Origin of the sequence: Pseudomonas sp. MWU12-3103b, assembly GCF_023100615.1 — a bacterium.
In the GTDB taxonomy this organism is placed as follows: Bacteria; Pseudomonadota; Gammaproteobacteria; order Pseudomonadales; family Pseudomonadaceae; genus Aquipseudomonas; species Aquipseudomonas putida_A.
Genome location: NZ_JALMEY010000019.1, coordinates 17,655 through 42,934, shown reverse-complemented (window position 1 = coordinate 42,934; position 25,280 = coordinate 17,655). Strand labels below are relative to the sequence as shown.

Here is a 25,280-nt window from a genome sequence, read left to right as displayed (position 1 = left end):
ACTGTCATGGTTGGCGTTATTCGTTAGTTATTTGACAGTCCCGGAGCGCGGCTCAGCAAGTTCCGGGCCATTGCCATGGTGCGCCATCAATTCCACGATCCAATCGATAAATACCCTTAGCTTTTGGCTGATATGCCGGTTCGGCGGGTACGCCACGTAGAGCGGCATCGGCTCGAGTTGCCAGTCCTCGAACAGCGGCACCAACTCGCCCCGAGCCTGATGCGCGTGCGACATGTACCTGGGTAACCACAGCACGCCCATGCCGGCCAGACCTGCCGCAAGGTAAGCGTTGCCGTCATCGACGGCGAGCACGTGGCGGCCCTTGATCTGCAGGTGTTCGCTGCCATTGTGCAAGGCGTAAGGCACGGGTTTGCCGGTGCGGGCCCAGAGAAAACCGACCACCCGATGATGCGAGTCCTCCAGCTCACGTGGATGCTGCGGCGTGCCGGCGCGGGCCAGATAATCCGGCGCGGCGAAAACCCCGAGCTGAAGATCGGCCACCCGCCGCGCCATCAGTGACTGATCAAGCAATTCGCCGCCGCGCACCACGCAGTCAACGTTCTCATCGATGATGTCGACGATGCGGTCGCTGACACCCATGTCGATCTGAATGTCCGGATAACGCGCATGAAACTCAGGCAATGCCGGCACCAGAATCAGCCTCGCCAGCGGGCTCGGCACATCTACGCGCAAGCGTCCTCTGGGCAATGCCGAGGCGCCGGACAGACTGGTTTCGGCGTCGTCCATATCGGCCAACAACCTGATGACCCGCTCGTAATAGATTGCGCCATCGGCAGTGACGTTGACCTTGCGCGTGGTGCGGTTGAGCAACTTGACCCGCAGCCGTGCCTCCAGTTGCTGCACGAGTTGGGTCACGGTGGTCTTGCTCATGTGCAAGGTCTCGGCAGCCTTGGTGAAACTGCCCGCCTCGACCACCCGGGCGAACGCCTGCATTGCATCGAAACGGTCCACTTTGCGCCCTCGGATTGTTTGGAATCTGCAAACAGTGAACGCCAAGCTTGCGCGTTTATCGCCACGGCGCAAGCCCCTACAGTTACTCCATCAACAACCAGCAAACAATGATGGAGACACCCATGACCCAGCGCGACGTCGTTTTCCCGCCAGCCCGCCATGCGCTTTACGAGCGCCATCGTTATTCGCCGGCGATTCGTTCCAACGGTTTTCTGTTCGTCTCGGGGCAAGTCGGCAGCCGTGAAGATGGTTCGCCCGAGCCGGATCTGCAGAATCAGGTGCGCCTGGCGTTCAATAACCTCAATGCGATTCTCGACGCCGCCGGTTGCAGCTTCGCCGATGCGGTGGACGTCACGGTGTTCATGATCGATCCACAATCGACCTTCGAAACCATCTGGGAAGTGGTACCGGAGTTCTGGGGCAGCGCACCGTATCCGACGATCACTGCGGTGGGCGTGACCTGGCTGGCAGGGTTTCAGTTCGAGATCAAGGTGATTGCCAGACTCCCGAAAACCCCATGATCGTAATCCGGGGTAAAACATCGTCGGACACCGCTGCTGGCCTTTGACAGCGCGGCTGCGTATAACCTCGCCGTTTCGTCTAACCTGATTGAGCGCCCGCGCGCGACACCGCGCCCGGCGGCGCTTAGAATGCGACGCTCATGAAACGGAGATTTCCATGCTCAAACGAACCCTGGCACTGACTGCTGCTCTGGCCCTGTCTTTTTCTGCTCTGGTGGCGCATGCCGCCGATGTGTTGCGGGTCAGCGCGATTCCCGATGAAGCCCCGACCGAATTGCTGCGCAAGTTCGAGCCGCTCGGTGCGTACCTGGAGCAGCAGTTGGGCATGAAAGTGCAGTTCGTTCCCGTGGCCGACTATCCGGCCGTGGTCGAAGCGCTGGCGACCGACCGCCTCGACATGGCCTGGCTGGGTGGTTTCACCTTTGTTCAGGCACGCCTGAAGACCGACGCCACCACCCCGGTGATCCCGCTGGTGCAGCGCGAGCAGGATGCGCAGTTCACCAGCAAATTCATCACCGCCGACCCGAACGTCAAGAGCCTGGCCGACCTCAAGGGCAAGACCTTTGCCTTCGGCTCGGTGTCGTCCACCTCCGGCAGCCTGATGCCGCGTTACTTCATGCTGAAGAACGACAACATCAAGCCTGAAGCCTATTTCAGCCGCGTTGCCTACTCCGGCGCGCACGACGCCACCGTCGCCTGGGTCCAGGCCGGCAAGGTCGATGCCGGAGTGCTGAACGCCAGCGTCTGGCAGAAACTGGTAGACGCCGGCAAGGTCGATACCAGCAAGGTCCACGTGTTCGCCACCACCCCGGCCTACTTCGATTACAACTGGACCGTGCGCGGCACCCTCGACCCGGCGCTGGCGGCGAAGATCAAGAAAGCTTTCCTTGACCTCGACCCGGCCAACCCCGAGCAAAAGAAGATTCTTGATCTGCAGGCTGCCAGCCGCTTCATCGACACCAAGCCCGAAAACTACAAGGGCATCGAGGAAGCTGCTCGCGCTGCCGATCTGTTGAAATGACCCTGAGCCTCAAACAAGCCAAACTGCACCACGTCAACGGGGTCGATGCGCTACGCGGCGTCGACCTGCAGATTGGCGCGGGCGAACAGGTGGCGATCATCGGCCCGTCCGGCGCCGGAAAATCCAGTCTGCTGAACTTGCTGGCCACCGCGTTGCGCCCCAGCAGCGGTGAAATCGAGGTGCTGGGCGAACGTCCCTGGCATCTCTCGGCCCGTCAACGGCAACGCCTGCGTGCGCGCATCGGCCTGGTGCATCAAGCCCCACCGCTGCCGCCGCGCCAGCGCGTGGTAACGGCGGTGCTGGCCGGTAAACTCGGCCAATGGAGTTTGGGCAAGAGCCTGCTGAATCTGCTGCATCCCACGGATATTCCCGGCGCCCGTGCGGCCCTCGCCCGCCTGGATCTGGGCGACAAACTCTTCGCTTACTGCCAGCAATTGTCCGGCGGCCAATTGCAGCGTGTAGGCATTGCCCGGGTGCTGTATCAGGCGCCGGAGATTCTGCTGGCGGACGAACCGGTGTCGGCGATGGACCCGGTGCTGGCCGGGCACACCCTGTCGATCCTCTCGCTGCACGCCCGGACACACAACGTCACGCTGGTGGCGAGCCTGCATGCAGTGGAACTGGCGCTGGCGCACTTTCCGCGCATCATCGGTTTGCGCGACGGCCAGATCCTGTTTGACAGCCCGGCCGAACAGGTCAGCCGCGAGATGCTCGACACGCTGTACGCCAATGAGCAATTGCAAAGCCCGACGACGCCCAGTGCGCCGCTGATTGTGCAGATCCCGCGATGCTGAGGGCTGATTCACGCGACCCTGCTGCCGCGCCGCGATTACTGCTGACCCTGCTGGCACTTGCCCTGCTGTGGCCGGGCATCCAGCTCAGCGAACTGGACCTTGGCGTGCTGCTGCACAGCGACAGCCAGACTGAAATGGGCCGCTTCATCTCCGGATTCTGGCCACCGGCGCATGACCACGATTTTCTCCAGTTGCTGCTCAAGGCGACCCTGCAAACCCTGGCCATCGCCACCGCCGGTATGGCTCTGGCGCTGCTGCTGGCGGTGCCGGCGAGCCTGATTGCCAGCCGCGCGCTGTCGTTGTCGGCGGCGTCCCGCAGCGGCATTCCCAGTCGGGTCGGAAGCTTGCTGCGCTGGCCGGTGCGGGGGCTGCTGATCTTCTTGCGCAGCGTGCCGGAGATCGTCTGGGCACTGCTGTTTGTGCGTGCCGTGGGCCTAGGCCCGGCGGCCGGTGTGCTGGCGATCGCCATCACCTACAGCGGCATGCTCGGCAAGGTCTACGCGGAAATTTTCGAATCCACCGACCAACGCCCGGCGCACGCCTTGATGCAGGCCGGCAGCGGACGACTCGCGGCGTTTGCCTACGGGATTCTGCCGAATGTCGCGGCCGAGCTGCTGTCGTACACGGTGTATCGCTGGGAGTGCGCGATTCGTGCATCGGTGGTGATGGGATTTGTCGGCGCCGGAGGCCTCGGCCAACAGATCGACCTGTCATTGCGCATGTTCGCCAGCGGTGAAGTGGCGAGCATGTTGCTGACGTTCCTGATTCTGGTGCTCGGTGCCGACCAACTCAGCCGCCTGCTGCGCTGGAGGCTGACATGAATCGCCTGATCAATCTGTTGCTGATCGTCGGCATTGGCGTCGCGGTTATCGCCTCGTTCGGTTACCTCGAACTCGATCTCGGTGAACTCGGCAGCGCCACCAGCCTCAAGCAGATGGGTGCCTACGCGCAGCGCTTTCTCAGCCCGGACCTGAGCGCCACGCATTTGCAGGCGATCCTCAAAGGCTCGCTGGAAACCCTCGCCATGTCGGCCCTCGGCACCCTGCTCGCGGCGGTGTTCGGCATCCTCCTCGCGCTGCCCGCCGCCGGACGCTTCGGCTGGCCGCTGCAAAGCGCTTCGCGCCTGTTGCTCAACGGCCTGCGGGCGATTCCGGAACTGGTGTGGGCGGCGCTGATGGTGCTCGCCGCCGGCCTAGGCCCGAACGCCGGCACCCTGGCGCTGGCCCTGCACACCACCGGCGTGCTCGGCCGGTTGTTCGCCGAAGCGCTGGAAAACACCCCGCCGGAACCGGCCGAAGCGATCCGTTTGCAGGGCGGCAACCCGGTGCTCGCGTTCTGCTACGGCACCCTGCCCAACCTCGCCCCGCAATTGCTCGCGTATTGCCTGTATCGCTGGGAAAACAACATTCGCATGGCCAGCGTGCTGGGCTTCGTCGGTGCCGGTGGTTTGGGGCAGATGCTGTATGTCAGCCTCAGCCTGTTTCAGGAAGCGCAGGCGAGCACGGTGATTCTGGCGATGCTGATTCTGGTGCTGGGCGTGGATTCGCTGAGTGCCTGGAGCCGGCAGCGTTGGGTCAAGGCTTGACGGGCGCCCTCACTGCGCCGTCGCCAACCGATACTGCCGCGGGGTAAATCCGGTCGACGCCTTGAACTGCCGGGTGAACGCGCTGTGGTCGGTATAGCCGCACTGCAGCGCCACTTCGGTGATCGGCAAGTCGCCGTGCAACAGCCGATGCGCGTGCTCAAGACGGACTTTCTGGATCATCTGGCGCGGCGTCAGGTGGAACACGCGCTTGCAGTAACGCTCCAGTTGCGCCACGGAAATCCCGGCGATGCGCGTCAGTTCGCTCAGGCTGACGCGCTGATTGAAGTTTGCCCGGATGTACTCGTCCACCGCCGCCAGCCGCTGATACGCCGGATGGGTTTCGCTGGCGGTCTGCAAGTCGACGGAAATTCCCGCCAGGCCGATGATCCGATTGTTGCGGTCGTACAACGGACGCTTGTGGGTCAGGCACCAGCCCGGTTCGCGGCTGCCGTACAGATGCAGCTCCAGCTGATCCTCCAGCACAAATCCCTCTTCCAATACGCGCCGATCCTGCTCGGTGTAGCCCGGGCCCAATTGCGCCGGAAACACCTCGGCGCTGGTCTTGCCCAGTAACGGTCGCAGGTCTTTCAAACCGCAGCGCTGCACCAGCGTCTGGTTGGCCATGACATAGCGCGCCTGCAGATCCTTGATGAAGATCGCCGCGTTGGGAATCACGTCGAGCATCGGCAACAGCAGCGCCATGCTGGCGAGCAGATCGTCGAGGCATTGCGGTCGGCTCGCCTCGTTCTGCTGGCTCAGGATCGCAAACGCGTTCTGCGTCATGACTGTCACTCCCCACGGTGCGCATTGGCTTGCGCGCAGATTGCCCCATGGCCGACAGCCTGTCGAGCCGGGCCTTTGCCGTTGGCCACTGTGCTGATTTCGTCATCGTCACCGGCAAAAAACATCAATCGCCCATCGCCCGATGAGTTCACTGTAGCGCCACTGCACGCCCCTCCAACAACCAACAAGAAGGCGACGCTATGACAGGCCAAGGCAAGTTCAAGAAACAACTTTCATTGATAGACCTCACGTTCATCGGACTGGGGGCGATCTTCGGTTCGGGCTGGTTGTTCGCCGCCAGTCACGTGTCGGCCATCGCCGGCCCGGCAGGGATCTTTTCCTGGCTGCTCGGTGGTTTCGCCGTGTTGCTGCTGGGCATTGTCTACTGCGAATTGGGCGCCGCGTTGCCGCGTGCCGGTGGCGTGGTGCGTTACCCGGTTTACTCCCACGGCCCGCTGCTCGGGTACCTGATGGGTTTCATCACGCTGATCGCGTTTTCCAGTCTGGTGGCGATCGAAGTGGTCGCCTCGCGGCAATATGCGGCAGCGTGGTTTCCCGAGTTGACCAAGGTCGGCTCCAGCGACCCGACCGTGCTCGGCTGGTTCGTGCAGTTCGGGCTGTTGTGCCTGTTTTTCCTGCTCAACTACCGCAGCGTGAAGACCTTCGCCATGGCCAACAATCTGGTCAGCGTGTTCAAGTTCATCGTGCCGCTGCTGGTGATCGGCGTGCTGTTCACCTTCTTCAAACCGGCCAATTTCGAAGTGCATGGCTTTGCGCCGTTCGGTCTGTCCGGCATCGAAATGGCCGTGTCGGCCGGCGGGGTGATCTTCGCTTATCTGGGCCTGACGCCGATCATTTCCGTGGCCAGTGAAGTGAAGAATCCGCAACGCACAATCCCGATTGCGCTGATCCTGTCAGTGCTGCTGTCCACCGCGATTTACGTGTTGCTGCAAACCGCTTTCCTCGGCGGCATCCCGACCGAAATGCTCGCCAATGGCTGGGCCGGCGTCGCCAAGGAACTGGCCCTGCCGTACCGCGACATCGCTCTGGCACTGGGTGTCGGCTGGCTGGCGTATCTGGTGGTGGCCGATGCGGTGATCTCGCCTAGCGGCTGCGGCAACATCTACATGAACGCCACGCCACGGGTGATCTACGGCTGGGCGCAGACCGGGACCTTCTTCAAGATCTTCACCCGCATCGACGAAAAATCCGGCATCCCGCGCCCGGCGCTGTGGCTGACCTTTGGCCTGTCGGTGTTCTGGACCCTGCCGTTCCCGTCGTGGGAAGCGCTGATCAACGTGGTCTCCGCCGCGCTGGTATTGAGCTATGCGGTGGCTCCGGTGACGGTGGCCGCACTGCGCCGCAACGCGCCGGACATGCCGCGTCCGTTTCGGGTCAAGGGCATGAGCGTGCTTGGGCCGCTGTCGTTCATCATCGCCGCGCTGATTGTCTACTGGTCGGGCTGGGGCACCGTGTCGTGGTTGCTCGGCCTGCAAATCCTGATGTTTGTCATCTACCTGTTGTGCGGGCGTATGGTGCCGACCGCGCACCTCAACCTCGGCCAGCAAGTGCGCTCGTCGGCGTGGCTGATCGGCTTCTACGCCGTGACCATCGTCCTCTCCAAGCTCGGCAGTTTCGGTGGTATCGGCGTGCTCAGCCATCCGTTCGACACGGTGATCGTCGCGGTCTGCGCGCTGGCCATCTACTACTGGGGCGCGGCCACCGGCGTACCGGCACACCTGATTCGTCTGGAAACCGAGGACGACGAAAGCGAAGCCGCTGAATCCTCCACCCATTCGGCAACGGGCCAACGCCCGGCTCACGCCTGACTTTCACTCAAGGGACGAACCCATGAAACGACTGCACATCATCGATTCCCATACCGGCGGCGAACCCACGCGCCTGGTGATGAAAGGCTTCCCCGAGCTGCCCGGCAACAGCATCGCCGAGAAGCGCGATGCCTTGCGCGAAGGCCACGATCAATGGCGCCGCGCCTGCCTGCTGGAACCGCGTGGCAACGACGTACTGGTCGGCGCGCTGTATTGCGCGCCGGTGTCGCCGGACGCCACTTGCGGGGTGATTTTCTTCAACAACGCCGGATACCTCGGCATGTGCGGCCACGGCACCATCGGCCTGGTCAACTCGCTGCATTACCTGGGGCAGATCGAACCGGGCGTGCACAAGATCGACACCCCGGTCGGCCCGGTCAGCGCCACCCTGCACGAGGACGGCGCGGTGACCCTTGGCAACGTCCCCGCCTGGCGCTACCGCAAACAGGTGCCGGTCGATGTGCCCGGTTACGGTCGCGTGTCCGGCGATATCGCTTGGGGCGGCAACTGGTTTTTCCTGGTTTCCGAACACGGCCAGGACCTGCAGATGAGCAACGTCGAAGCCCTCACCGAGTACACCTGGGCGATGCTCAAGGCCCTGGAGGCCCAAGGCATCCACGGTGAGGACGGCGCGCTGATCGACCACGTCGAACTGTTTGCCGACGACGCCCACGCCGACAGCCGCAACTTCGTCATGTGCCCGGGGAAGGCCTACGACCGCTCGCCCTGCGGCACCGGCACCAGCGCCAAACTGGCCTGCCTGGCCGCCGACGGCAAACTCGCCGAAGGCCAGGTCTGGACGCAAGCGAGCATCACCGGCAGCCAGTTCGAAGGGCGCTTCGAATGGCAAGGCGAACGCGTACGCCCATTCATTACCGGCCGCGCCTACATGAGCGCCGACGCCACCCTGCTGATCGACGAGCAGGATCCTTTCGCCTGGGGCATCTGAGTGCCCCGCTTTTCTAACGATCCGAATGAATGTCCCGAGGAGCTACAACAATGAGCGATAACATCTTCACTGGCTGCATTCCCGCGCTGATGACTCCGTGCACCGCCGCGCGTAAACCCGACTTCGACGCCCTGGTGGCCAAGGGTCGCGAGCTGATCGATATCGGCATGAGCGCGGTGGTTTACTGCGGCTCGATGGGCGACTGGCCGCTGCTGACCGAGGCTGAGCGTCAGGAAGGCGTAGCGCGTCTGGTGGCCGCCGGGGTTCCGACCATCGTCGGCACTGGCGCGGTCAACAGCCGTGAAGCGGTGTCCCACGCTGCACATGCGGCGAAAGTCGGCGCTCATGGCCTGATGGTGATTCCGCGTGTCTTGTCCCGTGGTGCTTCGGCCACCGCGCAAAAAGCCCACTTCGCCGCGATCCTCAACGCCGCGCCGAACCTGCCGGCGGTGATCTACAACAGTCCCTACTACGGCTTCGCCACCCGCGCCGACCTGTTCTTCGAACTGCGCCGTGAACACCCGAACCTGATCGGCTTCAAGGAGTTCGGCGGTGGCGCCGACTTGCGCTACGCCGCCGAAAACATCACCTCGCAGGACGATGCCGTGACCCTGATGGTCGGTGTCGATACCCAAGTGGTGCACGGTTTCGTCAACTGCAACGCCACCGGCGCGATCACCGGTATCGGCAACGCCCTGCCCCGCGAAGTGCTGCAACTGGTGGCGCTGAGCAAGCAAGCGGCCAAGGGCGACGCCAAGGCCCGGCGTCTGGCGCGCGAACTGGAAGCGGCGCTGGCGGTGCTGTCGTCGTTCGACGAAGGCTGCGACCTGGTGCTGTATTACAAGCATCTGATGGTGCTCAACGGCGACCGCGAATACGCCCTGCACTTCAACGAAACCGACGCCTTGAGCGATGCCCAGCGCCGTTACGCCGAGACCCAGTACGCGCTGTTCCGTCAGTGGTACAAAAACTGGTCCGCGGAACAGAACCTCGCCTGACCGCAGCCCCTGCCCCGGTGTGATACCGGGGCTTCACCTGTTTTTTCAAGGAAGCGTCATGACTCTGACAGGCCACATGTTGATCGGCGGCCAAGCCATTGCCGGCAGCCGTGAAGCGATCCGCGCGATCAATCCCGCCACTGACGCGGTGCTGGAACCGGCCTATGCCGGAGGCAGCAGCGAGCATGTCGAACAGGCCTGCGCACTGGCGTGGCAAGCGTTTGATTGTTATCGCGAGACCTCCCTAGAGGCGCGCGCCGAATTTCTCGAAACCATCGCCAATGAGATCGAAGCCCTTGGCGATGCGCTGATCGACCGTGCCGTGGCCGAAACCGGCCTGCCACGCGCCCGTATCCAGGGCGAACGCGGACGCACCTGCGGGCAACTGCGCACCTTTGCCCGCACAGTGCGTGCTGGCGAGTGGCTGGACGTTCGCGTCGATCAATCACAACCACAGCGCCAGCCGCTGCCACGTTCTGATTTGCGCCAGCGGCAGATTGCGCTGGGGCCAGTGGCGGTGTTTGGCGCCAGCAACTTTCCGCTGGCGTTCTCGGTGGCCGGCGGCGACACCGCTTCGGCGCTGGCCGCCGGTTGCCCGGTGATCGTCAAGGCGCACAGCGCGCATCCCGGCACCAGTGAACTGGTCGGCCAGGCGCTGGCTCGCGCGGTGAAAAAATCGGGTTTGCCCGACGGCGTGTTTTCGCTGCTGTTCGGTTCGGGCAATGAGGTCGGCATCGCCCTGGTCAGCGATTGGCGCATCAAGGCTGTGGGCTTCACCGGCTCGCGCAGTGGCGGTCTCGCCCTGAGCCAAGCGGCGCAGGCTCGGCCGGAGCCGATTCCGGTGTACGCGGAAATGAGCTCGATCAATCCGGTGCTGCTGTTTCCCGCAGCGCTTGCTGCTCGCGGTGAGGCGTTGGCGCAGGGTTTTGTCGCCTCGCTGACTCAGGGTGCCGGGCAGTTCTGTACCAATCCCGGGCTGGTCATCGCTCACCAAGGGCCGGCGCTGGACAGTTTCATCGCCACCGCCGCCGAAGGGGTCCAGCGCAGCCCGGCGCAGACCATGCTCACGCCGGGGATTTTCCGCGCCTATGCAAGCGCCGTCGCCGCGTTGGCCGAACATCCGCAGGCGCAACACGTGGCGAGCGGTCTAGCGGCTGAAGGCCCGAACCAGTGCCAGACGCAATTGTTCATGACTCAGGCGCAGGACTTCCTCGCCGACGCACGCCTGCAAGGTGAAATCTTTGGTGCCGCATCACTGTTCGTACAGTGCGCCAACGACGATGAAATCCGTCAGGTCTGCGAACACCTCGAAGGCCAGTTGACCGCCACCCTGCACCTGGATGACGCCGATCTGGATCACGCCCGGGCCTTGTTGCCGACACTGGAGCGCAAGGCTGGACGTCTGCTGGTCAACGGCTGGCCGACCGGGGTCGAAGTGTGCGATGCGATGGTGCATGGCGGGCCGTTCCCGGCCACGTCGGATTCACGCAGCACCTCGGTCGGCACGGCGGCGATCCTGCGCTTCCTGCGTCCGGTGTGTTATCAGGATTTCCCCGACAGCCTGCTACCGCAGCCGCTGAAACAGGCAAATCCGCTGCAGTTACGACGCTTGCTCGACGGCCAGAGGGAAGCCTGAACATGCCCGACAACCTCACAACGGACAACGCCGATATCGCGGTGATCGGCGCCGGCATCATCGGTGTCGCCTGCGCCCTGCAACTGGCGCGTCAGGGTAAACGGGTGGTGGTCATCGACAAGCAGCCGCCCGGTCATGGCGCCTCGTTCGGCAACGCCGGGCATCTGGCCACCGAGCAGGTGTTTCCGATTGCCGATGCGTCAATCCTCAAGCGCCTGCCGGCAATGCTGATGGACCCGATGGGACCGCTGCGCCTGGACTGGAAGTACCTGCCACGCGCCGTGCCGTGGTTCAGCCGATTGCTGCTGAACCTGCGCCCGGCGCCGTTTCAGCGCACCGTGGCCGGTTTGCGCGCGCTCAACGAAAGCAGCCTCGACGCCTGGCAGCGCCTGCTGCACAGCATCGCCCGCCCCGACCTGCTCAAGGAGGACGGCTCGCTGCTGGTGTTCGAGCGCGCCGAGTCGCAGCCAGCCATCGAAGCCTTGCAGGCGCGCATGCGTCAACAGCAGGTGCCGGTGGATTTCTGGTCGGCCAACGCCGTAAGGGAGCGCGCGCCGCAGCTCAGCGAACAGATTCAGGGCGGGTTGTTCTACCCGCGCACCGGGCATTTTCTCGACCCGTATCAGGTGGTTTGTGAATTGGCGAGCGCGGCCAAAACGGCCGGCGTGCAGTTCTTCCAGCAGGAAGTTCAGGGCGGCCAGTTGCAGGCGCATGGCGTGTCGCTGATCACCGATCAGGGGCGTTTCACCGCGCGGCAGGTGCTGATCGCCTGTGGCGCGCATTCGGCGAAGCTCACCACTGCGCTGACCGGTAAACGCGTGCCGCTGGACACCGAGCGCGGCTATCACCTGATGTTGCCGCATGAGCAAGGGCGCCTGCCGTTCGCCGTCACGTCGCTGGAGCGCAAGTTCATCATGACGCCAATGACCGGCGGCCTGCGCCTGGCCGGTACGGTGGAGTTCGCCGGCCTGCAGCGCCCTCCGTTCATGGAGCGCGCCTGGCAATTGCATCGCTTGAGCAAAGGTTTGTTCCGCCATGATTTGAACGCTGAAGACGCAACGCCGTGGATGGGCTTTCGTCCGTCGCTGCCGGACTCGCTGCCGGTCATCGACCAGGTTTGTGAAGGCAAGGTGCTGCTCGCGTTCGGGCATCAGCATTTGGGGCTGACGCAGGCGGCGGTGACTGCTGAGATGATTGCTCAGTTGGCGTCACCCTCGGCCAATTCCGCCGTGCCGACGATGGATGCCTATCGACTGGGTCGCTTCTGAGATACCGATGAAACGTTTTTGGTTTCATACTGAGCGCCGACCTTCGCCCCGCGCATATGGAACCGACTATGACCTCATCAATGGATACCCAGACACCCGAGCCACAAGCGATCTGCAACCCGATCACCAGCAGCGCGATCTTCATCGTCGCCACGCTGCTGCCCGGCAGCGGCGCCGCCAGTCAGGTGCGCGGCTGGTGCGGCGACATCGCCGCCCTCACCCGTTCGGTTGGCAAACGCGTGCCCAGCGGTAACTTGTCGTGTGTCTGCGGGTTCAGCGCCAGCGCCTGGGACGCCCTGTTCGGCAGCCCACGCCCAGCCTCGCTGCATCCGTTCCGTGAGTTCGGTGTCGAGGGCCGTCGTGCCGTCGCAACGCCGGGCGACATCCTGCTGCACATCCGTGCCGATCAGATGGACCTGTGTTTCGAACTGGCGACCCAGTTGTGCAGCGCACTCAATGGCGCGATCACCGTGGTGGATGAGGTGCAGGGTTTCCGCTACTTCGACATGCGCAGCATCATCGGTTTCGTCGATGGCACCGAGAACCCGGTGGGCCGCAAGGCAGACCACTTCACCCTGATCGGCAACGAAGACCCGGCGTTCGAATCCGGCAGTTATGTGCTGGTGCAGAAGTACCTGCACAAGATGGAGGCGTGGAATGCACTGAGCGTCGAGGCTCAGGAGAAGGTGATCGGCCGCACCAAACTGGCCGACATCGAACTCGGTGAAGAGGTGAAACCGAGCAACTCCCACAGCGCCCTGACCACCATCACCAAGGACGGTCAGGAGCAGAAGATTCTGCGCGACAACATGCCGTTCGGTCGTCCGGGGGTTGGCGAGTTCGGCACCTATTTCATCGGTTACGCGCGCTCGCCGGAACCGATCGAGCAGATGCTGGAGAACATGTTTGTCGGCAAACCCGTCGGCAACTACGACCGTTTGCTGGACTTCAGCACCGCGGTCACCGGGGGTCTGTTCTTTGTGCCGTCAGCCGATTTGCTCGAAGACCTCGCCGAGCGAGAGCCCGCGCAGGCGTGACACCGTAGCGCCACGCCCGCCCGTCACTCAGTGTGGCGCGCGCGGGATGGTTTTCAGCAGGTCTTCGGGGCTGATGTGGCCGACCACGCTGCCCGGTTGCGGCATGTTGAGGATGTGGCCCTTCATCTTGCCGATGATGTGCATCTCGCACGGCTTGCAGTCGAACTTCAGGGTCAGCACTTCGTCACCGTGAATCAGCTGCATCGGTGCAACCTTGGTGCGCACGCCGGTCACGCCCTTGGCCTGTTTCGGGCACAGGTTGAACGAGAACCGCAGGCAGTGCTTGGTGATCATCACCGGCACTTCACCGGCCTCTTCGTGAGCCTCGTATGCCGCATCGATCAGCTTCACGCCGTGACGGTGATAGAAGTCGCGCGCCTTCTGGTTGTAGACGTTGGCGAGGAACGACAGGTGCGACTCCGGGTACACCGGCGGCGGCGTGGTTTCGGCCTTGCGGCTGCCACGCGGATGCGCCGCGACACGGGCGGCGGTCAGCGCTTCGATCACTTCACGGCGCAACGCCTTGAGCTGCGAGTTCGGAATGAAGAACGCCTGCGGCGCATCGAGCTTGATGTCGGTGGCGTGGTACTGGGTGGTACCGAGCTGGCCGAGCAGATCCTGCAATTGCTCCAGCGCCTGCTCCGGCTTGTTGGCCACACCGAACGGGCCGTTGAGGGTCACACTGGCGCTGATCCCCTCTTCACTGGTCGCGGTCACTTCCAGCTGTTCTTCACGCAGACGTGCGACCCAGCTCAATGCGATACGACGCTCGGCAGAGGTCTTCTGCAGCGCCTGTTGCCAGTTGTGGTCGAGGTTGCGGTTCAGCGGATGATTCGGCCGCAGCTTGTACAGGCCTTCGGGCATTTCGTTCGGCTCGACGCGGTAGCGATAGCGCTTCTCGCCGTCTTCTTCGAACTCGCCTTTGGGCTCGGCGATGTTGGCGCGGAAACCGACGACTTCACGCTTGACCAGCACGTTGAGGCCGTCGCCGTTGGACAGCGGCTCCTGCGTCACCACCTGCATGTCACGCTTGCCGACTTTCTCGACGGTGCCCACTGGCAGGCCGGTGAAGGTCGGCGAGTCGAACGCGCCGATGTCGATCTTGCGATCGGTGACGAAGTAGTCGGTGCTGCCACGGTGGAAGGTCTTTTCCGGGTCAGGCAGGAAGAAGTGCGCAGTGCGGCCGCTGGAAGCGCGGGCCAGGTCCGGGCGGTCTTCGAGCACGTCGTCGAGGCGCTGGCGATAATAGGCGGTGATGTTCTTCACATAGCCCATGTCCTTGTAGCGACCTTCGATCTTGAACGAGCGCACACCGGCCTCGACCAGCGCGCGGATGTTGGCGCTCTGGTTGTTGTCCTTCATCGACAGCAGGTGTTTTTCGTAGGCGATCACCCCACCCTTTTCGTCTTTCAGGGTGTAAGGCAAACGGCAGGCCTGCGAGCAGTCGCCACGGTTGGCGCTGCGCCCGGTCTGCGCGTGGGAGATGTTGCACTGCCCGGAGAACGCCACGCACAGTGCGCCGTGAATGAAGAACTCGATGGCGGCATCGGTTTCGTCGGCGATGGCACGAATTTCTTTCAGGTTCAGCTCGCGGGCCAGTACCAGTTGCGAGAAACCGGCCTGATCGAGGAACTTCGCCCGCTCCAGCGTGCGGATGTCAGTCTGGGTACTGGCATGCAGTTCGATCGGCGGAATGTCCAGTTCCATCACGCCCAGATCCTGGACGATCAGCGCGTCGACACCGGCGTCGTACAACTGGTGGATCAGCTTGCGCGCCGGCTCCAGTTCGTTGTCGTGCAGGATGGTGTTGATGGTGGTGAAAATGCGCGCGTGATAACGGCGGGCAAATTCCACCAGCTCGGCGATTTCGCTCACCTCGTTGCAGGCGTTGTGGCGCGCGCCGAAGCTCGGGCCACCGATGTACACGGCATCGGCGCCGTGCAGGATCGCCTCGCGGGCAATCGCCACGTCACGGGCGGGGCTGAGCAATTCCAGATGATGCTTGGGCAAGGACATAGTTTTTTTAGTCAGGCTGTCACGGTTAAGGCGCGCATTGTAGCCGCGAAACGCCCGAGCGGCACGCCTGTGCTGCCAAGTGGCAACCGCAAACCCTGTGGGAGCTGGCTTGCCAGCGATGACGATGGTTCAGTCAACATAGCTGTTGGCGGTGCTGACGCCATCGCTGGCAAGCCAGCTCCCACAGTTTTTTACCGCAGGATCAGGCCTTGGCGGCCATTGCGGTGACTTCCACGCGCATGCCTTCCACCGCCAGCGACGCCACGCCCACAGCGGCGCGCACCGGCCACGGCTTGGCGAAGAAGCGCTGGTAGACTTCGTTGAATGCCGCACGGTCAGCCATGTCGGTGAGGTAGATGGTCAGGTGCATGACCCGATCCATCGAACTGCCCGCCCGTTCCAGCGCCACTTTCAACGCCTGCAGGGTGCATTCGCTTTGCAGGGTGATGTCGCCCAGCTCCAGGCTGCCGTCGGCGCGGGTCGGGATCTGGGTCGAAACCAGAATGCCGTTGAAACCGACGACGTCGGAGGAAATCGAATCTGCATCCGGATCAGGGGTGAAGCTGAGGTCTTGATTAGCCATGAAAGTCTCTTGTCTTGAGAGATTGAGGGTCGCCGGCCAGCAACGCACCGGGACTTTCGCGCGGGCAGTTTACATCAGTCCCCCGCTCCGACTCAGGCAACTGTCAGCCCCCAGCCACAAATCGCGCGCATAAAAAAACGCCAGCCCTTTCGGACTGGCGTTTTTTCTGAATATGGCAGGGGCGGCTGGATTCGAACCAACGCATGGCAGGATCAAAACCTGCTGCCTTACCGCTTGGCGACGCCCCTGTATCTCAAGCTCTGTAACAAGCTCTGCGAGAATGGGCCGCAATTTACCAACCTTTTTTTGATCTGGGAAGCCCTGAGTGCAAAAAAAATTGTTTTAAAACAGCCAGTTATTTCTGACCCAAGGCAAGCGCAACGATTCACTTCGACAAATTCAGCGCAATCGCCTCGCGAATCAGCGCTTGCAAGGCCTGTTCATCGACCTTGTCGCCCTCATGAAAATCAATCGCCCGGCGGGTGTTGCCCTCAAGGCTGGCGTTGAACAACCCCGCAGGATCAGCCAGCGCCGCGCCCTTGGCGAAGGTCATCTTCACCGCCGCCTTGTAAGTCTCCCCGGTGCAAATGATCCCGCCCCGCGACCACACCGGAACGCCGCGCCACTTCCACTCCTCCATGACCTCGGGATCGGCCTGGTGTATGACCTTGCGAATCTCGCCGAGGATCGCTCCGCGCCAATCGTCCAGTTCGGCGATTCGAGCGTCGATGAGTGCCGAAGCGTCGATGGGTGGTATTTCGGATTTCATGGCAAGTGGTCTCTTCGATGTGGTTTACAAGCCGATTTGCTTGAGCCCCTCACGCATCCCTTGATCCGCTTGCTCGCACCATTGCTTGAGGCTCAGATCCGGCGGCAGGTTGCCTTCCAGGCTCTTGTATTGACCGTCGGCCAACACTTCGCCCTTGCGACCGCGACCTTCGTTCTTGTCGCCATCGGCCTTGTCGAACTCGCCCGGCATATTCGCAACGAACGCCACCATCTTGTTGGCGTTTTCCGTGCTGTCCGCTTTCAGGTAGCCCTTGTCGACGCAATGCTTGATCAGGCCCGACATGTTGCGACCGCTGTCATACATGCTTTTCAGGGTAGCTGGATCTGGTGCTTCTGCGCGGGCCAGGGAAGAGGCGCCTAAAGTGGCAGCCAGTGCGAGGATCACAGCGGTGTTTTTCATGTTTAGTCCTTTAAATAGTATTGAAGAGTGATATCAGGTCATTTTCAAACCACGAGAACGCGATCAATTGCGACTTCATGTTGTCAGCCCTTTGACCCAGCCTCTGATCTTCCAATCTTGATTCACGAGATCAATTAAAACGTGGAACCGGTGGGCAAACGGCTTCAATATTTCTTAATCGGCCATCCAGACATCTCCATAGCCAGCTGTATCGATGATGAAATTTGCGCCGGTGGGCAAACAAAGATAATTCACAGTCTGGGGCAGCATTTCACTCAGGTGGTGAACATGGACAGGCTTGTAAAAATCATCCGCCGCCGAGTACTCACCGCAGTGAATGAACCAACTGATATTGCCGTCCGTAGGCAATTGCACTCTTGTGCCGTAGATAGGCGACTGGCCAAGCGATTCGATAGCAACCGCAACCAGCTCTTCAGGCGGTTGCACAGGCATTCCATATTTACTACAGATTTCTTTCTGCGCTTCGTCCGGATAAACAGCTTCAGGCTTTTGCATTGATCAGATCCCCAGCTTGGTTTTCATACATTTTGAATACGATGATGTATGCCCACCCTGTTTTAGGCCATGGGGATGCTCTTCTACCCTGAAAATACACAACCGACAGGCACCATTGCCTGTCCGGGTGCCTGCTCAGAGATCAAACTCCGTGCCAGCCATCACCTAGCCATTATGGATCAAGGGGTTGGCGGCAATGCCTTTGCGTTTAGGCGTTTAAAATTTCGATAAACAGAAAAAAGTGCGCAAGAAGTTGCGCAGTACTGTGCAACTTCTTGCGCACTTGGCTGGAGGGCTTGATTTAGAGAGGCTTGAAGGGAATTCTCGGGTGAATTTGGCGAAGCAACTGCGCAACTTTTTGCGCAGTGGTGGTGTTTATATTTTCGACGCTGACGACGCCACCTGCAGTTGACGATAAGCGTCGACCAACTGCTGAAGATTGAACGCGAGGTTCCTCCCGCTCGGGTTCGGCAACACCCACACGTGCGCGCCACCGAAGGTCTTCGCCTGCGGCCCCCACGCCACCACCTTCTGCCCCGTCAACGCCGCATACGCAGCCTTGCCAAGAAACGCCACAAAGCGCGGCGCATGGCGGGTGATCTTCTGCTCAAAGCTCAGGGCGGCAGCGGCGAACTCTTGCGCCGCCAATTGATCCGCCCGCGCCGTCGGCCGCTCGACCACCGCCGTCAAACCGCAGCCAAATTGCAGGAGACTTCGATCGTCCTCCGCCCGCACTTCATGCGGGGTGAACCCGGCCAGATGCAAGGTGCGCCAGAAGCGATTGCCGCGCCCGGCAAAATGATGCCCCTGCGCCGCCGCGAGCAATCCCGGATTGATCCCGCAGAACACCACCGACAGCCCCGGCGCCAGAATGTCCTCAAGCCCTTCACCCGCCATGCGCCCGCCCCTCGTTCGCAAACATTTGCACCACTCCCCACGGCAAACCCTAGAATGGCCATCCCAGCCACAGAGCCAACAACAACGATGGACGTCATTCAGACCCTGCGCTGCTTCGTCGCCGTGGCCCAGAGCGGCAGCTTCACCGCCGCGGCCGATGTGCTCGACACCACCACGACCAACGTCTCCAAAGCCGTCTCCAGCCTCGAAGCCCGGCTGCACACGCGCCTGATCAACCGCACCACCCGCCGCCTCGCCCTAACCGAAGCCGGCGTGCGTTATTTGCAGCGCGCCGAGAAAATTCTCGATGACCTGCGCGAGGCCGATGACGAAGCCGGCACCGCCCAGACCTTGCCGGTCGGGCGTCTGAAGATCCACGCCATGGCCGCCATCGGCAACCACTATGTGATCAATGCGATCGCCCGCTACCGCGAGATTCATCCGACGGTGATGTTCGACCTGACCCTGAGCAATCGCCTGCCCGACCTGCTGGAAGAAAGCTACGACATGTCCATCGTGCTAGCCCGCGACCTGCCCGATTCCGGCTTCATCGCGCAACGCCTGGGCACCACTTACAGCATCCTTTGCGCCTCGCCGTCGTACCTGGCCAAACGCGGCCACCCCGCCACACCCGCCGACCTCGCCGCGCACGACTGCCTGCGCATCGTCAACACGGTGATGCCCGCAGAAAACTGGGTGTTCGAAGGGCCACAAGGCATGGAAACCCAGAATATCCCCGACTCGCCGTTCCACATCAACACCGCCGACGGCATGGCCACGGCGATCAGAAATGGCATGGGCATCGGCATTCAGCCGCTGGCATCAGCCGTCGAAGGATTGGTCGGAGGAACACTGGTGCGGGTACTGCCGCAGTACCGCCTGGAGGAATACAACCTGTTCGCGATCTACCCGTCGCGCAAATTCGTCGACGCCAAAATCAAGACCTGGGTGGAGTTCCTGAAAACCGCCATCCCGCAACTGTTGGCATCGGATGAAGACATGGCTGGGGCCAAGCAACTCGCTGATGCTTAGTGCCGCAGACCTGGAGTGTCGACCCTCCAGCACCGGCATCGACCATTAACCGTTAGAGCAACCGCTGCCCATCACTTGGTATTGCACGACGTGTTGCGCGCCGGTTGAGTCGTCATAAGTCATCTGCACCGGCACCGCGCCGCACTGATTGGCAGTGTCGGAGATCGACACCACGTGAGCGATGTCGAGTTGGCTGGCGGAGTTGTACGCCTCGACTTGTGCGGTTTCATCCGCCGCAAAGGCTTGCGCGCCGATACCGCCTAGGGCCAGAAGAAGAGCGATTTTTGCAAGTTTCATGATGTTCACCGTCTCGTGGGGAACCGTGTTTGTTCACGGAGTGGAGACGATGTTAGGGGTTCAAGCGCACGGCAAAAATCGGTCGGCTGGACAAACACTGTGTCCAGAATGGTGATGAATAAGTCCAGACACCGTGGGTGCCCTTTTCGCGAGCAGGCTCACTCCCACAGGTTTTGTGCCCGCCACCACATTCGCGAACACCGCAAGACCATTGTGGGAGCGGGCTTGCTCGCGAAGGCGCCAGCTCAACCAACAAACTACCCGAGACCACCGCCAGCGATCAGACAACACAACACCCATGGCGAAAGGTTTAACGAAACATCACACCGTCCGAAGGGGCCGCGAATCGGCCGCAATTTCCAAATACCTACTCCAGCCCAAGCCCCGCACGCCCCATCGAATTCAGACTCTCCACAGCAAAACGCTCCACCCACGAGCGCTCATAATCCTCCCGCGGAAAATCATCCGGCGAAGCACCCCGCTCAAACGCCCTGAACACATCCCGCGCATAGCGCAGATTCTTCGCACACATCGGCGCCGCCGGCACGTACATCACGTTGCCCCAGCCCTGCTGATTCTCCACCGGCGCGACGCTATGGATCACATCGCAATGCCACCAAACCGAATCGCCGGCCTGCACATCCGGAATCGGACTTAGCCCCTCGATCAGCAGCGGATGCCATTGCCGCGATACCGGCAGCACCTTGCCCGGCGCCACCCCACACAACTCGTCTTCGGGCACGTCATCGAGCAGCGGCCGCAGCAGCAGGTACGCCATCGCCGTGGGGATCGGCAGGGTGTGCAGCACGCCTTGATCGGCCTGCATGTCCGACAGCGCAGTCCAGCCCTGAAACGTGCGAAACGCCGAACACTTCACCGTGTCCTTGTAGGCGTATTCATCCACCTCGGTACGAAACGCCGCATCCCACGGGTCGTAGGCCGCGAAGTCGTTGCTGTAGATTTTGTCGAAGACCTTCAAATACGCCGGATGCAGCCAGCGCTCCAGCGCCCCGGAATCGGTGTGCGGGCCAAGGCCTTTCGAGTGCGTGCCCGGCGGACGCCGACGTACCCGATCCGGATACAGCGCGTTGATGTCCGGATTGAACCAGTCCTGACCGTGCGAATGAGTCTTCCACAACCGATTGAGAAACGCCTGCGCCGTGCCCATCCGCTCATGCTGGCGCAACTGCATTTGCGCCGCCGACCAATAGATCGGAAAAATCTCCGGCCGCGACGCCTCAAGATTGCCGAAAAACTGGTCGGCCGGCCCACGGTAAAACGCATCGAACCGGTTCTTGTCGAGGTAATCCAGTAACCCCTGGTCCCACTGCAACACCTGCTCGCGGGGGAAGTGATTGCGGATCACCACGCAACCGCGACGCTTGATCAACGCCAGTTGCTCGGCAGTCACTGTGCCAGCGGCGATGTCAGCGAACTCCAGCACCGGCCAGCCCGACCCGGTCTGCGCCTCCTGGGCTTTGATCGACGCAATCTCGCCGGCAATAAACTCACTGACCTCGGCAAACAGCCCCTGCACATCGCCGATCTGCGCGCGCAAGGTGCGTTTCATTTTGACGATACTTTCGCGGTAATTCTCCGGAAGCGTTGCGCTCTCGAATGCCTGGTATTTGCTCATCGGGGGACCTGCAGACCTTGTTGTTGGTGCAGGTATGGGACCACTTCCGATGGTGTCGGCGGCAGCCTGATTTGCCGCGTCAAGTAATACGATTGTGGCGTTGTAGCGGCGCGCTGCTTACTGAAAGTGATGACCGTGCTGACGACGAAACTCCGAAGGCGTCAGCCCCTTCAACGCCTTGAACTGCCGATTGAACAGCGCCAGCGACGAGTACCCTACTTCGTCGGCAATCAGCGAAACCGTCGTATTCCCCTGCATCAACAACGCACAGGCGTGTCCGACTCTTAGCCGTACGATGTAGTCCAACGCCGTGCAGCGCGTATGACGGCGGAACATCCGATGGAACGCCGACACACTGACGCACGCCATCTCGGCCAACGCTGGAATGCTGATGGCCTGGGCGTAGTGACCATGCAAATAATCCAGAACCCGGTGGATGCGCGGGTCTTCAACAATCTGGCTGCCAGCCTGCGAGTCCGACGCAGAGAGGATTCGCCTGGCATCGACATCCCGCGTCAGTTTGCTCAACACGGTCAACAGCGCGATCAAACGCTCGGCCGGCTCCTGCTCAACCATCGCCTCGATCAGCGGCCGAATCTCCCGCGACGCTGCCGCACTGAAACTCAACGCCTGCCGCGCCGCCACAAGTAATTGCCGCAGCGACCCCATCTCCGGAAACAACGTCACCAGCGACTCCGCCCACGCCGCCGAAAACCAGATCACCAACGCCACATGCGGTTGCCCGGCGTCGACCCGCTCCGCCGACGACCAGCTATGCGGCACATTCGGCCCGACCAGAATCAGATCGCCGTCATCGTAAGCCGCGACGTCATTGCCGATATAGCGATGGCCACGACTGTTCAAGGTCAGCGTCAGTTCGTACTCGGGGTGGTGGTGCCACTCAAACGGAATTGCCCCTGGCAGGCGCCGGTTCAGCAGCGTCCAGGAGGCAGTGGCTTCGGTGGGGATTTTTTCGAAACTGGGTTTCATGGTGGACGATTCTGCTCTGTGGCGTGGGAGGCACGCCCCGATCGTATCACTCTGTTTACAACGGCAACGGTCGATCCTGCACCACGCGCTTCATCACCAGCGTCGAGGTCAGCCGCTGCACATTCGGCAAAGTCGAAAGGCACTCGTCATACAGGCGCTGAAACGCTGGCAAATCCTGAGCGATGACGTGCAGCAAATAATCCGGTTCGCCGAACAACCGTTGCGCATCCACCACCTGCGGAATCTCCACCAGCGCCGCCTCGAACGCCTCCACCGCTTGCCGGTCGCCTTCGCGCAACGTGGCGAAGACCATCGCGGAAAAGTTCAGGCCCAGCGCGGCGGGGTCGAGTTTTGCCCGGTAGCCGAGCAGCACCCCGGACTCTTCCAGCGCCCGCACGCGGCGGTGGCAGGGTGAAAGGCTCAGGCCCACGCGATCGGCCAGTTCGGTGACCGACAGCCGACCATCCTTTTGCAGCTCAGCAAGAATCTTCCGATCAGTTCTGTCCACGCAATAAAACCTTCTAATCTGATGCGCCATGACGACCATCTTTGGAAAAATATTCTAGCCGAGTTTGCTTATTCTCCCTCAACCAAAAACTGCCGCACCGCTGCAACCGGCGCGGCACTTGATTGATGGAAAACCAACATGAGCAAAGCAACGCCACGTCAACGGCCATGGGTGACGCCATGACCTTCAGCGTATTCGCCGCTTTCTGGGCGGTATCGATTCTGTTTGTGATCACCCCCGGCGCCGACTGGGCCTACGCGATTTCCGCAGGCTTGAAGCACCGCGTCGTACTCCCCGCCGTGGGCGGTCTGCTGTCCGGGCACTTACTCGCGACGCTGATTGTGGCGGCCGGGGTAGGCACGCTGATCGCCGGACATCCGCTGGCCCTGACAGCACTGACCGTAGCCGGCGCCGGTTACCTGCTGTGGCTGGGCGCCAATCTGTTCGCCCGCCCTTCCACTCCGCACGCCGCAGCGAGCCAGACCAGCGACTCATGGGCGCGCTGGGCCTTGAAGGGTCTTTGCGTGAGCGGGCTCAACCCGAAAGTGTTCTTGCTGTTTCTCGCCCTGTTGCCGCAATTCACCGACGCCGGCGCGCCGTGGCCCGTGCCGCTGCAAATGGTCGCGCTCGGCCTGGTGCATACCGCCAGTTGCGCGGTGATCTATCTGCTGGTCGGGTTTGGCTCACAGGTGGTACTGCGCGCCCGGCCTGCAGCGGCACGCAGGGTCAGTCGAGTTTCAGGGCTGATCATGATTGCGATTGCGCTGGGGCTGCTGATCGAACAGCTGCACGCCTGATTCTTCCTCCTGACGAGATCTGCCAATGACCGAACACACCTCACCCTACGACACCACTGCCCTAACCAAGCCGGCAACACGCCTGCGCATCCCGCAGCTCAAACAGATGAAAGTCGAAGGGCGCAAATGGGCGATGCTGACCGCGTACGACATGTACAGCGCAGTAATTTTCGAGGACGCCGGCATTCCCGTCCTGCTGGTCGGCGACTCAGCGTCCAACAACGTGTTTGGCAACGACTCGACCTTGGCCGTGACCGTCGACGAACTGCTCCCGCTGGTGCGCGCCGTCACCCGATCAACCCGGCGGGCCTTGGTCATCGCCGACCTGCCCTTCGGCTCGTACCAGGTTTCACCCGAACAATGCCTGCAAACCGCCGTGCGTTTCATGAAGGAGGCTGGCGCCCATGCGGTGAAGATCGAGGGCGGTGTCGAATTGCTGCCACACATCGCCAAGCTCAGCGTCTCGGGCATCCCGGTCATGGCCCACATCGGTTTCACCCCGCAGATGGAACATCAATTGGGCGGCTATCGTGTACAAGGTCGGGGCGAAGACGGGCAGCGCCTGATCGACAGCGCCAAAGCGCTGGAAGCCGCCGGCGCGTTCGCCCTGCTGATCGAAATGGTGCCCGGCGACGTTGGCGCAGCGATCACTCAAGCGGTGGCGATCCCCACTGTGGGCATCGGCGCCGGCAATCAGTGCGACGCGCAAGTGCTGGTCTGGCAAGACATGGCCGGCCTGCGCCAGGGACGTCTGCCGCGCTTCGTCAAACAGTACGCCGACCTGCGCAGCGTCCTGCAAACGGCGGCCAGAGACTTCGCCGACGACGTACAGGCCGGCACCTTCCCCGGCCCCGAACACACCTTTTAACCAACCGCCAGCAGCAGGAGGCCCCCATGCAAACCCCGAGACAACGCGCCGCCGACGGCCTCAAGGTGGGCGACCGCTTCAACGTCGTCCGCCGTTTCACACCCGACGACGTCCATCACTTCGCGCAACTGTCCCGCGACTACAACCCCGTCCACTGCGACGCGCACTATGCGCAACTGCGAGCATTCAAAGCGCCAATCGCCCACGGCCTGCTAACGGCCAGCCTGATGACCGAAATCGGCGGCCAGATCGGCTGGCTCGCCACCGGCATGAATCTCCAGTTCAAACGCCCCGTCTATCCCGGCGAAACCATCACCTGCCACTGGCTCATCACCGGCATCGACGAGCGAGGCCACGCAACAGCTGAAGTCAGCGTCGTCAACGAACAACACATCACCGTGCTCGAAGCCACCACCACCGGCGTCCTGCCCGGCGCACCCGAGCGCGAATACATGAAACACATGTTGGCCGAGGGCGACCCTACCAATGGCGCGTGATGACGTGTTTAAACAGCGTTGTTTATACGACACCCGGTGTTACGTCCCCGAGGCTACAACG

Annotated in this window: 27 protein-coding genes and 1 tRNA gene; 15 read left to right on the top strand and 13 right to left on the bottom strand. The window is 62.0% G+C overall.

All coding sequences use genetic code 11. From position 1 onward, the window contains the following. Positions 1-27 precede the first annotated feature (27 nt). Positions 28-972: a LysR family transcriptional regulator gene (locus M0808_RS24590; RefSeq protein ID WP_247842692.1), complete on the bottom strand. Its 945-nt coding sequence runs from the start codon at positions 970-972 to the stop codon at positions 28-30. A gap of 122 nt (positions 973-1,094) precedes the next feature. On the opposite strand from M0808_RS24590, the gene M0808_RS24585 reads away from it, so the two are divergent. The 5 genes from M0808_RS24585 to phnE all read left to right on the top strand — a co-directional run bounded on the left by M0808_RS24585 (position 1,095) and on the right by phnE (position 4,893). Then, on the top strand, positions 1,095-1,493 hold the full coding sequence (locus M0808_RS24585) for a RidA family protein (RefSeq protein ID WP_247842691.1): 399 nt from the start codon (positions 1,095-1,097) through the stop codon (positions 1,491-1,493). A gap of 157 nt (positions 1,494-1,650) precedes the next feature. Next, entirely contained in the window at positions 1,651-2,514 is an 864-nt protein-coding gene (locus M0808_RS24580; RefSeq protein ID WP_223008582.1) for a putative selenate ABC transporter substrate-binding protein, read from the top strand. Beyond that, positions 2,511-3,308: an ATP-binding cassette domain-containing protein gene (locus M0808_RS24575; RefSeq protein WP_247842690.1), complete on the top strand. Its 798-nt coding sequence runs from the start codon at positions 2,511-2,513 to the stop codon at positions 3,306-3,308. The genes M0808_RS24580 and M0808_RS24575 overlap by 4 nt, the downstream gene beginning before the upstream one ends. Continuing rightward, positions 3,302-4,129 carry an ABC transporter permease subunit gene (locus M0808_RS24570; RefSeq protein WP_150367874.1) on the top strand — a complete coding sequence of 276 codons (828 nt, stop codon included), beginning with the start codon at positions 3,302-3,304 and terminating at the stop codon, positions 4,127-4,129. Before M0808_RS24575 ends, M0808_RS24570 begins: the two co-directional genes overlap by 7 nt. Beyond that, a complete protein-coding gene (phnE, locus tag M0808_RS24565) occupies positions 4,126-4,893 on the top strand; it encodes a phosphonate ABC transporter, permease protein PhnE (RefSeq protein ID WP_003224391.1) in 768 nt (255 codons plus the stop codon). Before M0808_RS24570 ends, phnE begins: the two co-directional genes overlap by 4 nt. Positions 4,894-4,902: 9 nt before the next feature. Here phnE and M0808_RS24560 read toward each other — a convergent pair whose 3' ends face one another. Then, a complete protein-coding gene (locus M0808_RS24560) occupies positions 4,903-5,676 on the bottom strand; it encodes an AraC family transcriptional regulator (protein WP_247842689.1) in 774 nt (257 codons plus the stop codon). 200 nt (positions 5,677-5,876) lie between these two features. On the opposite strand from M0808_RS24560, the gene M0808_RS24555 reads away from it, so the two are divergent. The 6 genes from M0808_RS24555 (at position 5,877) to M0808_RS24530 (ending at position 13,393) form a co-directional block, all read left to right on the top strand. Beyond that, complete coding sequence (locus M0808_RS24555; RefSeq protein WP_247842688.1) at positions 5,877-7,505, top strand: APC family permease; 1,629 nt, start codon at positions 5,877-5,879, stop codon at positions 7,503-7,505. 22 nt (positions 7,506-7,527) lie between these two features. Continuing rightward, entirely contained in the window at positions 7,528-8,454 is a 927-nt protein-coding gene (locus M0808_RS24550) for a 4-hydroxyproline epimerase (RefSeq protein ID WP_247842687.1), read from the top strand. A 50-nt stretch (positions 8,455-8,504) separates the two neighbouring features. Continuing rightward, positions 8,505-9,452: a dihydrodipicolinate synthase family protein gene (locus M0808_RS24545; protein ID WP_027613817.1), complete on the top strand. Its 948-nt coding sequence runs from the start codon at positions 8,505-8,507 to the stop codon at positions 9,450-9,452. A 58-nt stretch (positions 9,453-9,510) separates the two neighbouring features. Beyond that, positions 9,511-11,088, top strand: a complete 1,578-nt coding sequence (locus M0808_RS24540) for an aldehyde dehydrogenase (NADP(+)) (protein WP_247842686.1) — start codon at positions 9,511-9,513, stop codon at positions 11,086-11,088. A 2-nt stretch (positions 11,089-11,090) separates the two neighbouring features. Beyond that, on the top strand, positions 11,091-12,356 hold the full coding sequence (locus M0808_RS24535) for an FAD-dependent oxidoreductase (RefSeq protein ID WP_247842685.1): 1,266 nt from the start codon (positions 11,091-11,093) through the stop codon (positions 12,354-12,356). Between the two features lie 68 nt (positions 12,357-12,424). After that, positions 12,425-13,393: a Dyp-type peroxidase gene (locus M0808_RS24530; protein WP_247842684.1), complete on the top strand. Its 969-nt coding sequence runs from the start codon at positions 12,425-12,427 to the stop codon at positions 13,391-13,393. Between the two features lie 27 nt (positions 13,394-13,420). Here M0808_RS24530 and M0808_RS24525 read toward each other — a convergent pair whose 3' ends face one another. The 7 genes from M0808_RS24525 to mug form a co-directional block, all read right to left on the bottom strand. After that, positions 13,421-15,409 carry a U32 family peptidase gene (locus M0808_RS24525; RefSeq protein WP_096796873.1) on the bottom strand — a complete coding sequence of 663 codons (1,989 nt, stop codon included), beginning with the start codon at positions 15,407-15,409 and terminating at the stop codon, positions 13,421-13,423. 202 nt (positions 15,410-15,611) lie between these two features. After that, complete coding sequence (locus M0808_RS24520) at positions 15,612-15,992, bottom strand: RidA family protein (protein WP_202371273.1); 381 nt, start codon at positions 15,990-15,992, stop codon at positions 15,612-15,614. Positions 15,993-16,165: 173 nt separating this feature from the next. After that, positions 16,166-16,240: transfer RNA gene (locus M0808_RS24515), tRNA-Gln, on the bottom strand. A 137-nt stretch (positions 16,241-16,377) separates the two neighbouring features. Continuing rightward, positions 16,378-16,761, bottom strand: a complete 384-nt coding sequence (locus tag M0808_RS24510) for a DUF1801 domain-containing protein (RefSeq protein WP_247842683.1) — start codon at positions 16,759-16,761, stop codon at positions 16,378-16,380. Between the two features lie 24 nt (positions 16,762-16,785). Continuing rightward, a complete protein-coding gene (locus M0808_RS24505) occupies positions 16,786-17,181 on the bottom strand; it encodes a hypothetical protein (protein WP_134786170.1) in 396 nt (131 codons plus the stop codon). A gap of 174 nt (positions 17,182-17,355) precedes the next feature. After that, on the bottom strand, positions 17,356-17,697 hold the full coding sequence (locus tag M0808_RS24500) for a hypothetical protein (protein WP_098968373.1): 342 nt from the start codon (positions 17,695-17,697) through the stop codon (positions 17,356-17,358). Between the two features lie 375 nt (positions 17,698-18,072). Next, complete coding sequence (gene mug, locus M0808_RS24495; protein WP_247842682.1) at positions 18,073-18,594, bottom strand: G/U mismatch-specific DNA glycosylase; 522 nt, start codon at positions 18,592-18,594, stop codon at positions 18,073-18,075. An 87-nt stretch (positions 18,595-18,681) separates the two neighbouring features. Here mug and M0808_RS24490 point away from each other — a divergent pair, with 87 nt between their 5' ends. Then, positions 18,682-19,626 (top strand): LysR family transcriptional regulator, encoded by a 945-nt coding sequence (locus tag M0808_RS24490; RefSeq protein WP_247842681.1) that lies wholly within the window; start codon positions 18,682-18,684, stop codon positions 19,624-19,626. A gap of 45 nt (positions 19,627-19,671) precedes the next feature. Here the strand turns inward: M0808_RS24490 and M0808_RS24485 are convergent, their stop codons facing one another. From M0808_RS24485 to M0808_RS24470, 4 genes are all read right to left on the bottom strand, one after another. Further along, entirely contained in the window at positions 19,672-19,923 is a 252-nt protein-coding gene (locus tag M0808_RS24485; RefSeq protein WP_098968370.1) for a DUF2790 domain-containing protein, read from the bottom strand. Between the two features lie 367 nt (positions 19,924-20,290). Beyond that, on the bottom strand, positions 20,291-21,559 hold the full coding sequence (locus M0808_RS24480) for a DUF1479 domain-containing protein (RefSeq protein WP_348773061.1): 1,269 nt from the start codon (positions 21,557-21,559) through the stop codon (positions 20,291-20,293). Positions 21,560-21,676: 117 nt separating this feature from the next. Continuing rightward, positions 21,677-22,549, bottom strand: coding sequence for an AraC family transcriptional regulator (locus tag M0808_RS24475; protein ID WP_098968368.1), 873 nt, complete (start codon positions 22,547-22,549; stop codon positions 21,677-21,679). A 55-nt stretch (positions 22,550-22,604) separates the two neighbouring features. Continuing rightward, positions 22,605-23,057 (bottom strand): Lrp/AsnC family transcriptional regulator, encoded by a 453-nt coding sequence (locus tag M0808_RS24470; RefSeq protein ID WP_045122414.1) that lies wholly within the window; start codon positions 23,055-23,057, stop codon positions 22,605-22,607. A 179-nt stretch (positions 23,058-23,236) separates the two neighbouring features. Here M0808_RS24470 and M0808_RS24465 point away from each other — a divergent pair, with 179 nt between their 5' ends. From M0808_RS24465 to M0808_RS24455, 3 genes are read left to right on the top strand one after another with little or no spacing between them, the layout of a single operon-like run. Beyond that, positions 23,237-23,854 (top strand): LysE family translocator, encoded by a 618-nt coding sequence (locus M0808_RS24465; protein WP_098968506.1) that lies wholly within the window; start codon positions 23,237-23,239, stop codon positions 23,852-23,854. A gap of 25 nt (positions 23,855-23,879) precedes the next feature. Beyond that, positions 23,880-24,722, top strand: coding sequence for a 3-methyl-2-oxobutanoate hydroxymethyltransferase (panB, locus tag M0808_RS24460; protein WP_003224363.1), 843 nt, complete (start codon positions 23,880-23,882; stop codon positions 24,720-24,722). 26 nt (positions 24,723-24,748) lie between these two features. Continuing rightward, positions 24,749-25,219: a MaoC family dehydratase gene (locus M0808_RS24455; protein ID WP_247842679.1), complete on the top strand. Its 471-nt coding sequence runs from the start codon at positions 24,749-24,751 to the stop codon at positions 25,217-25,219. Positions 25,220-25,280: the final 61 nt, after the last annotated feature.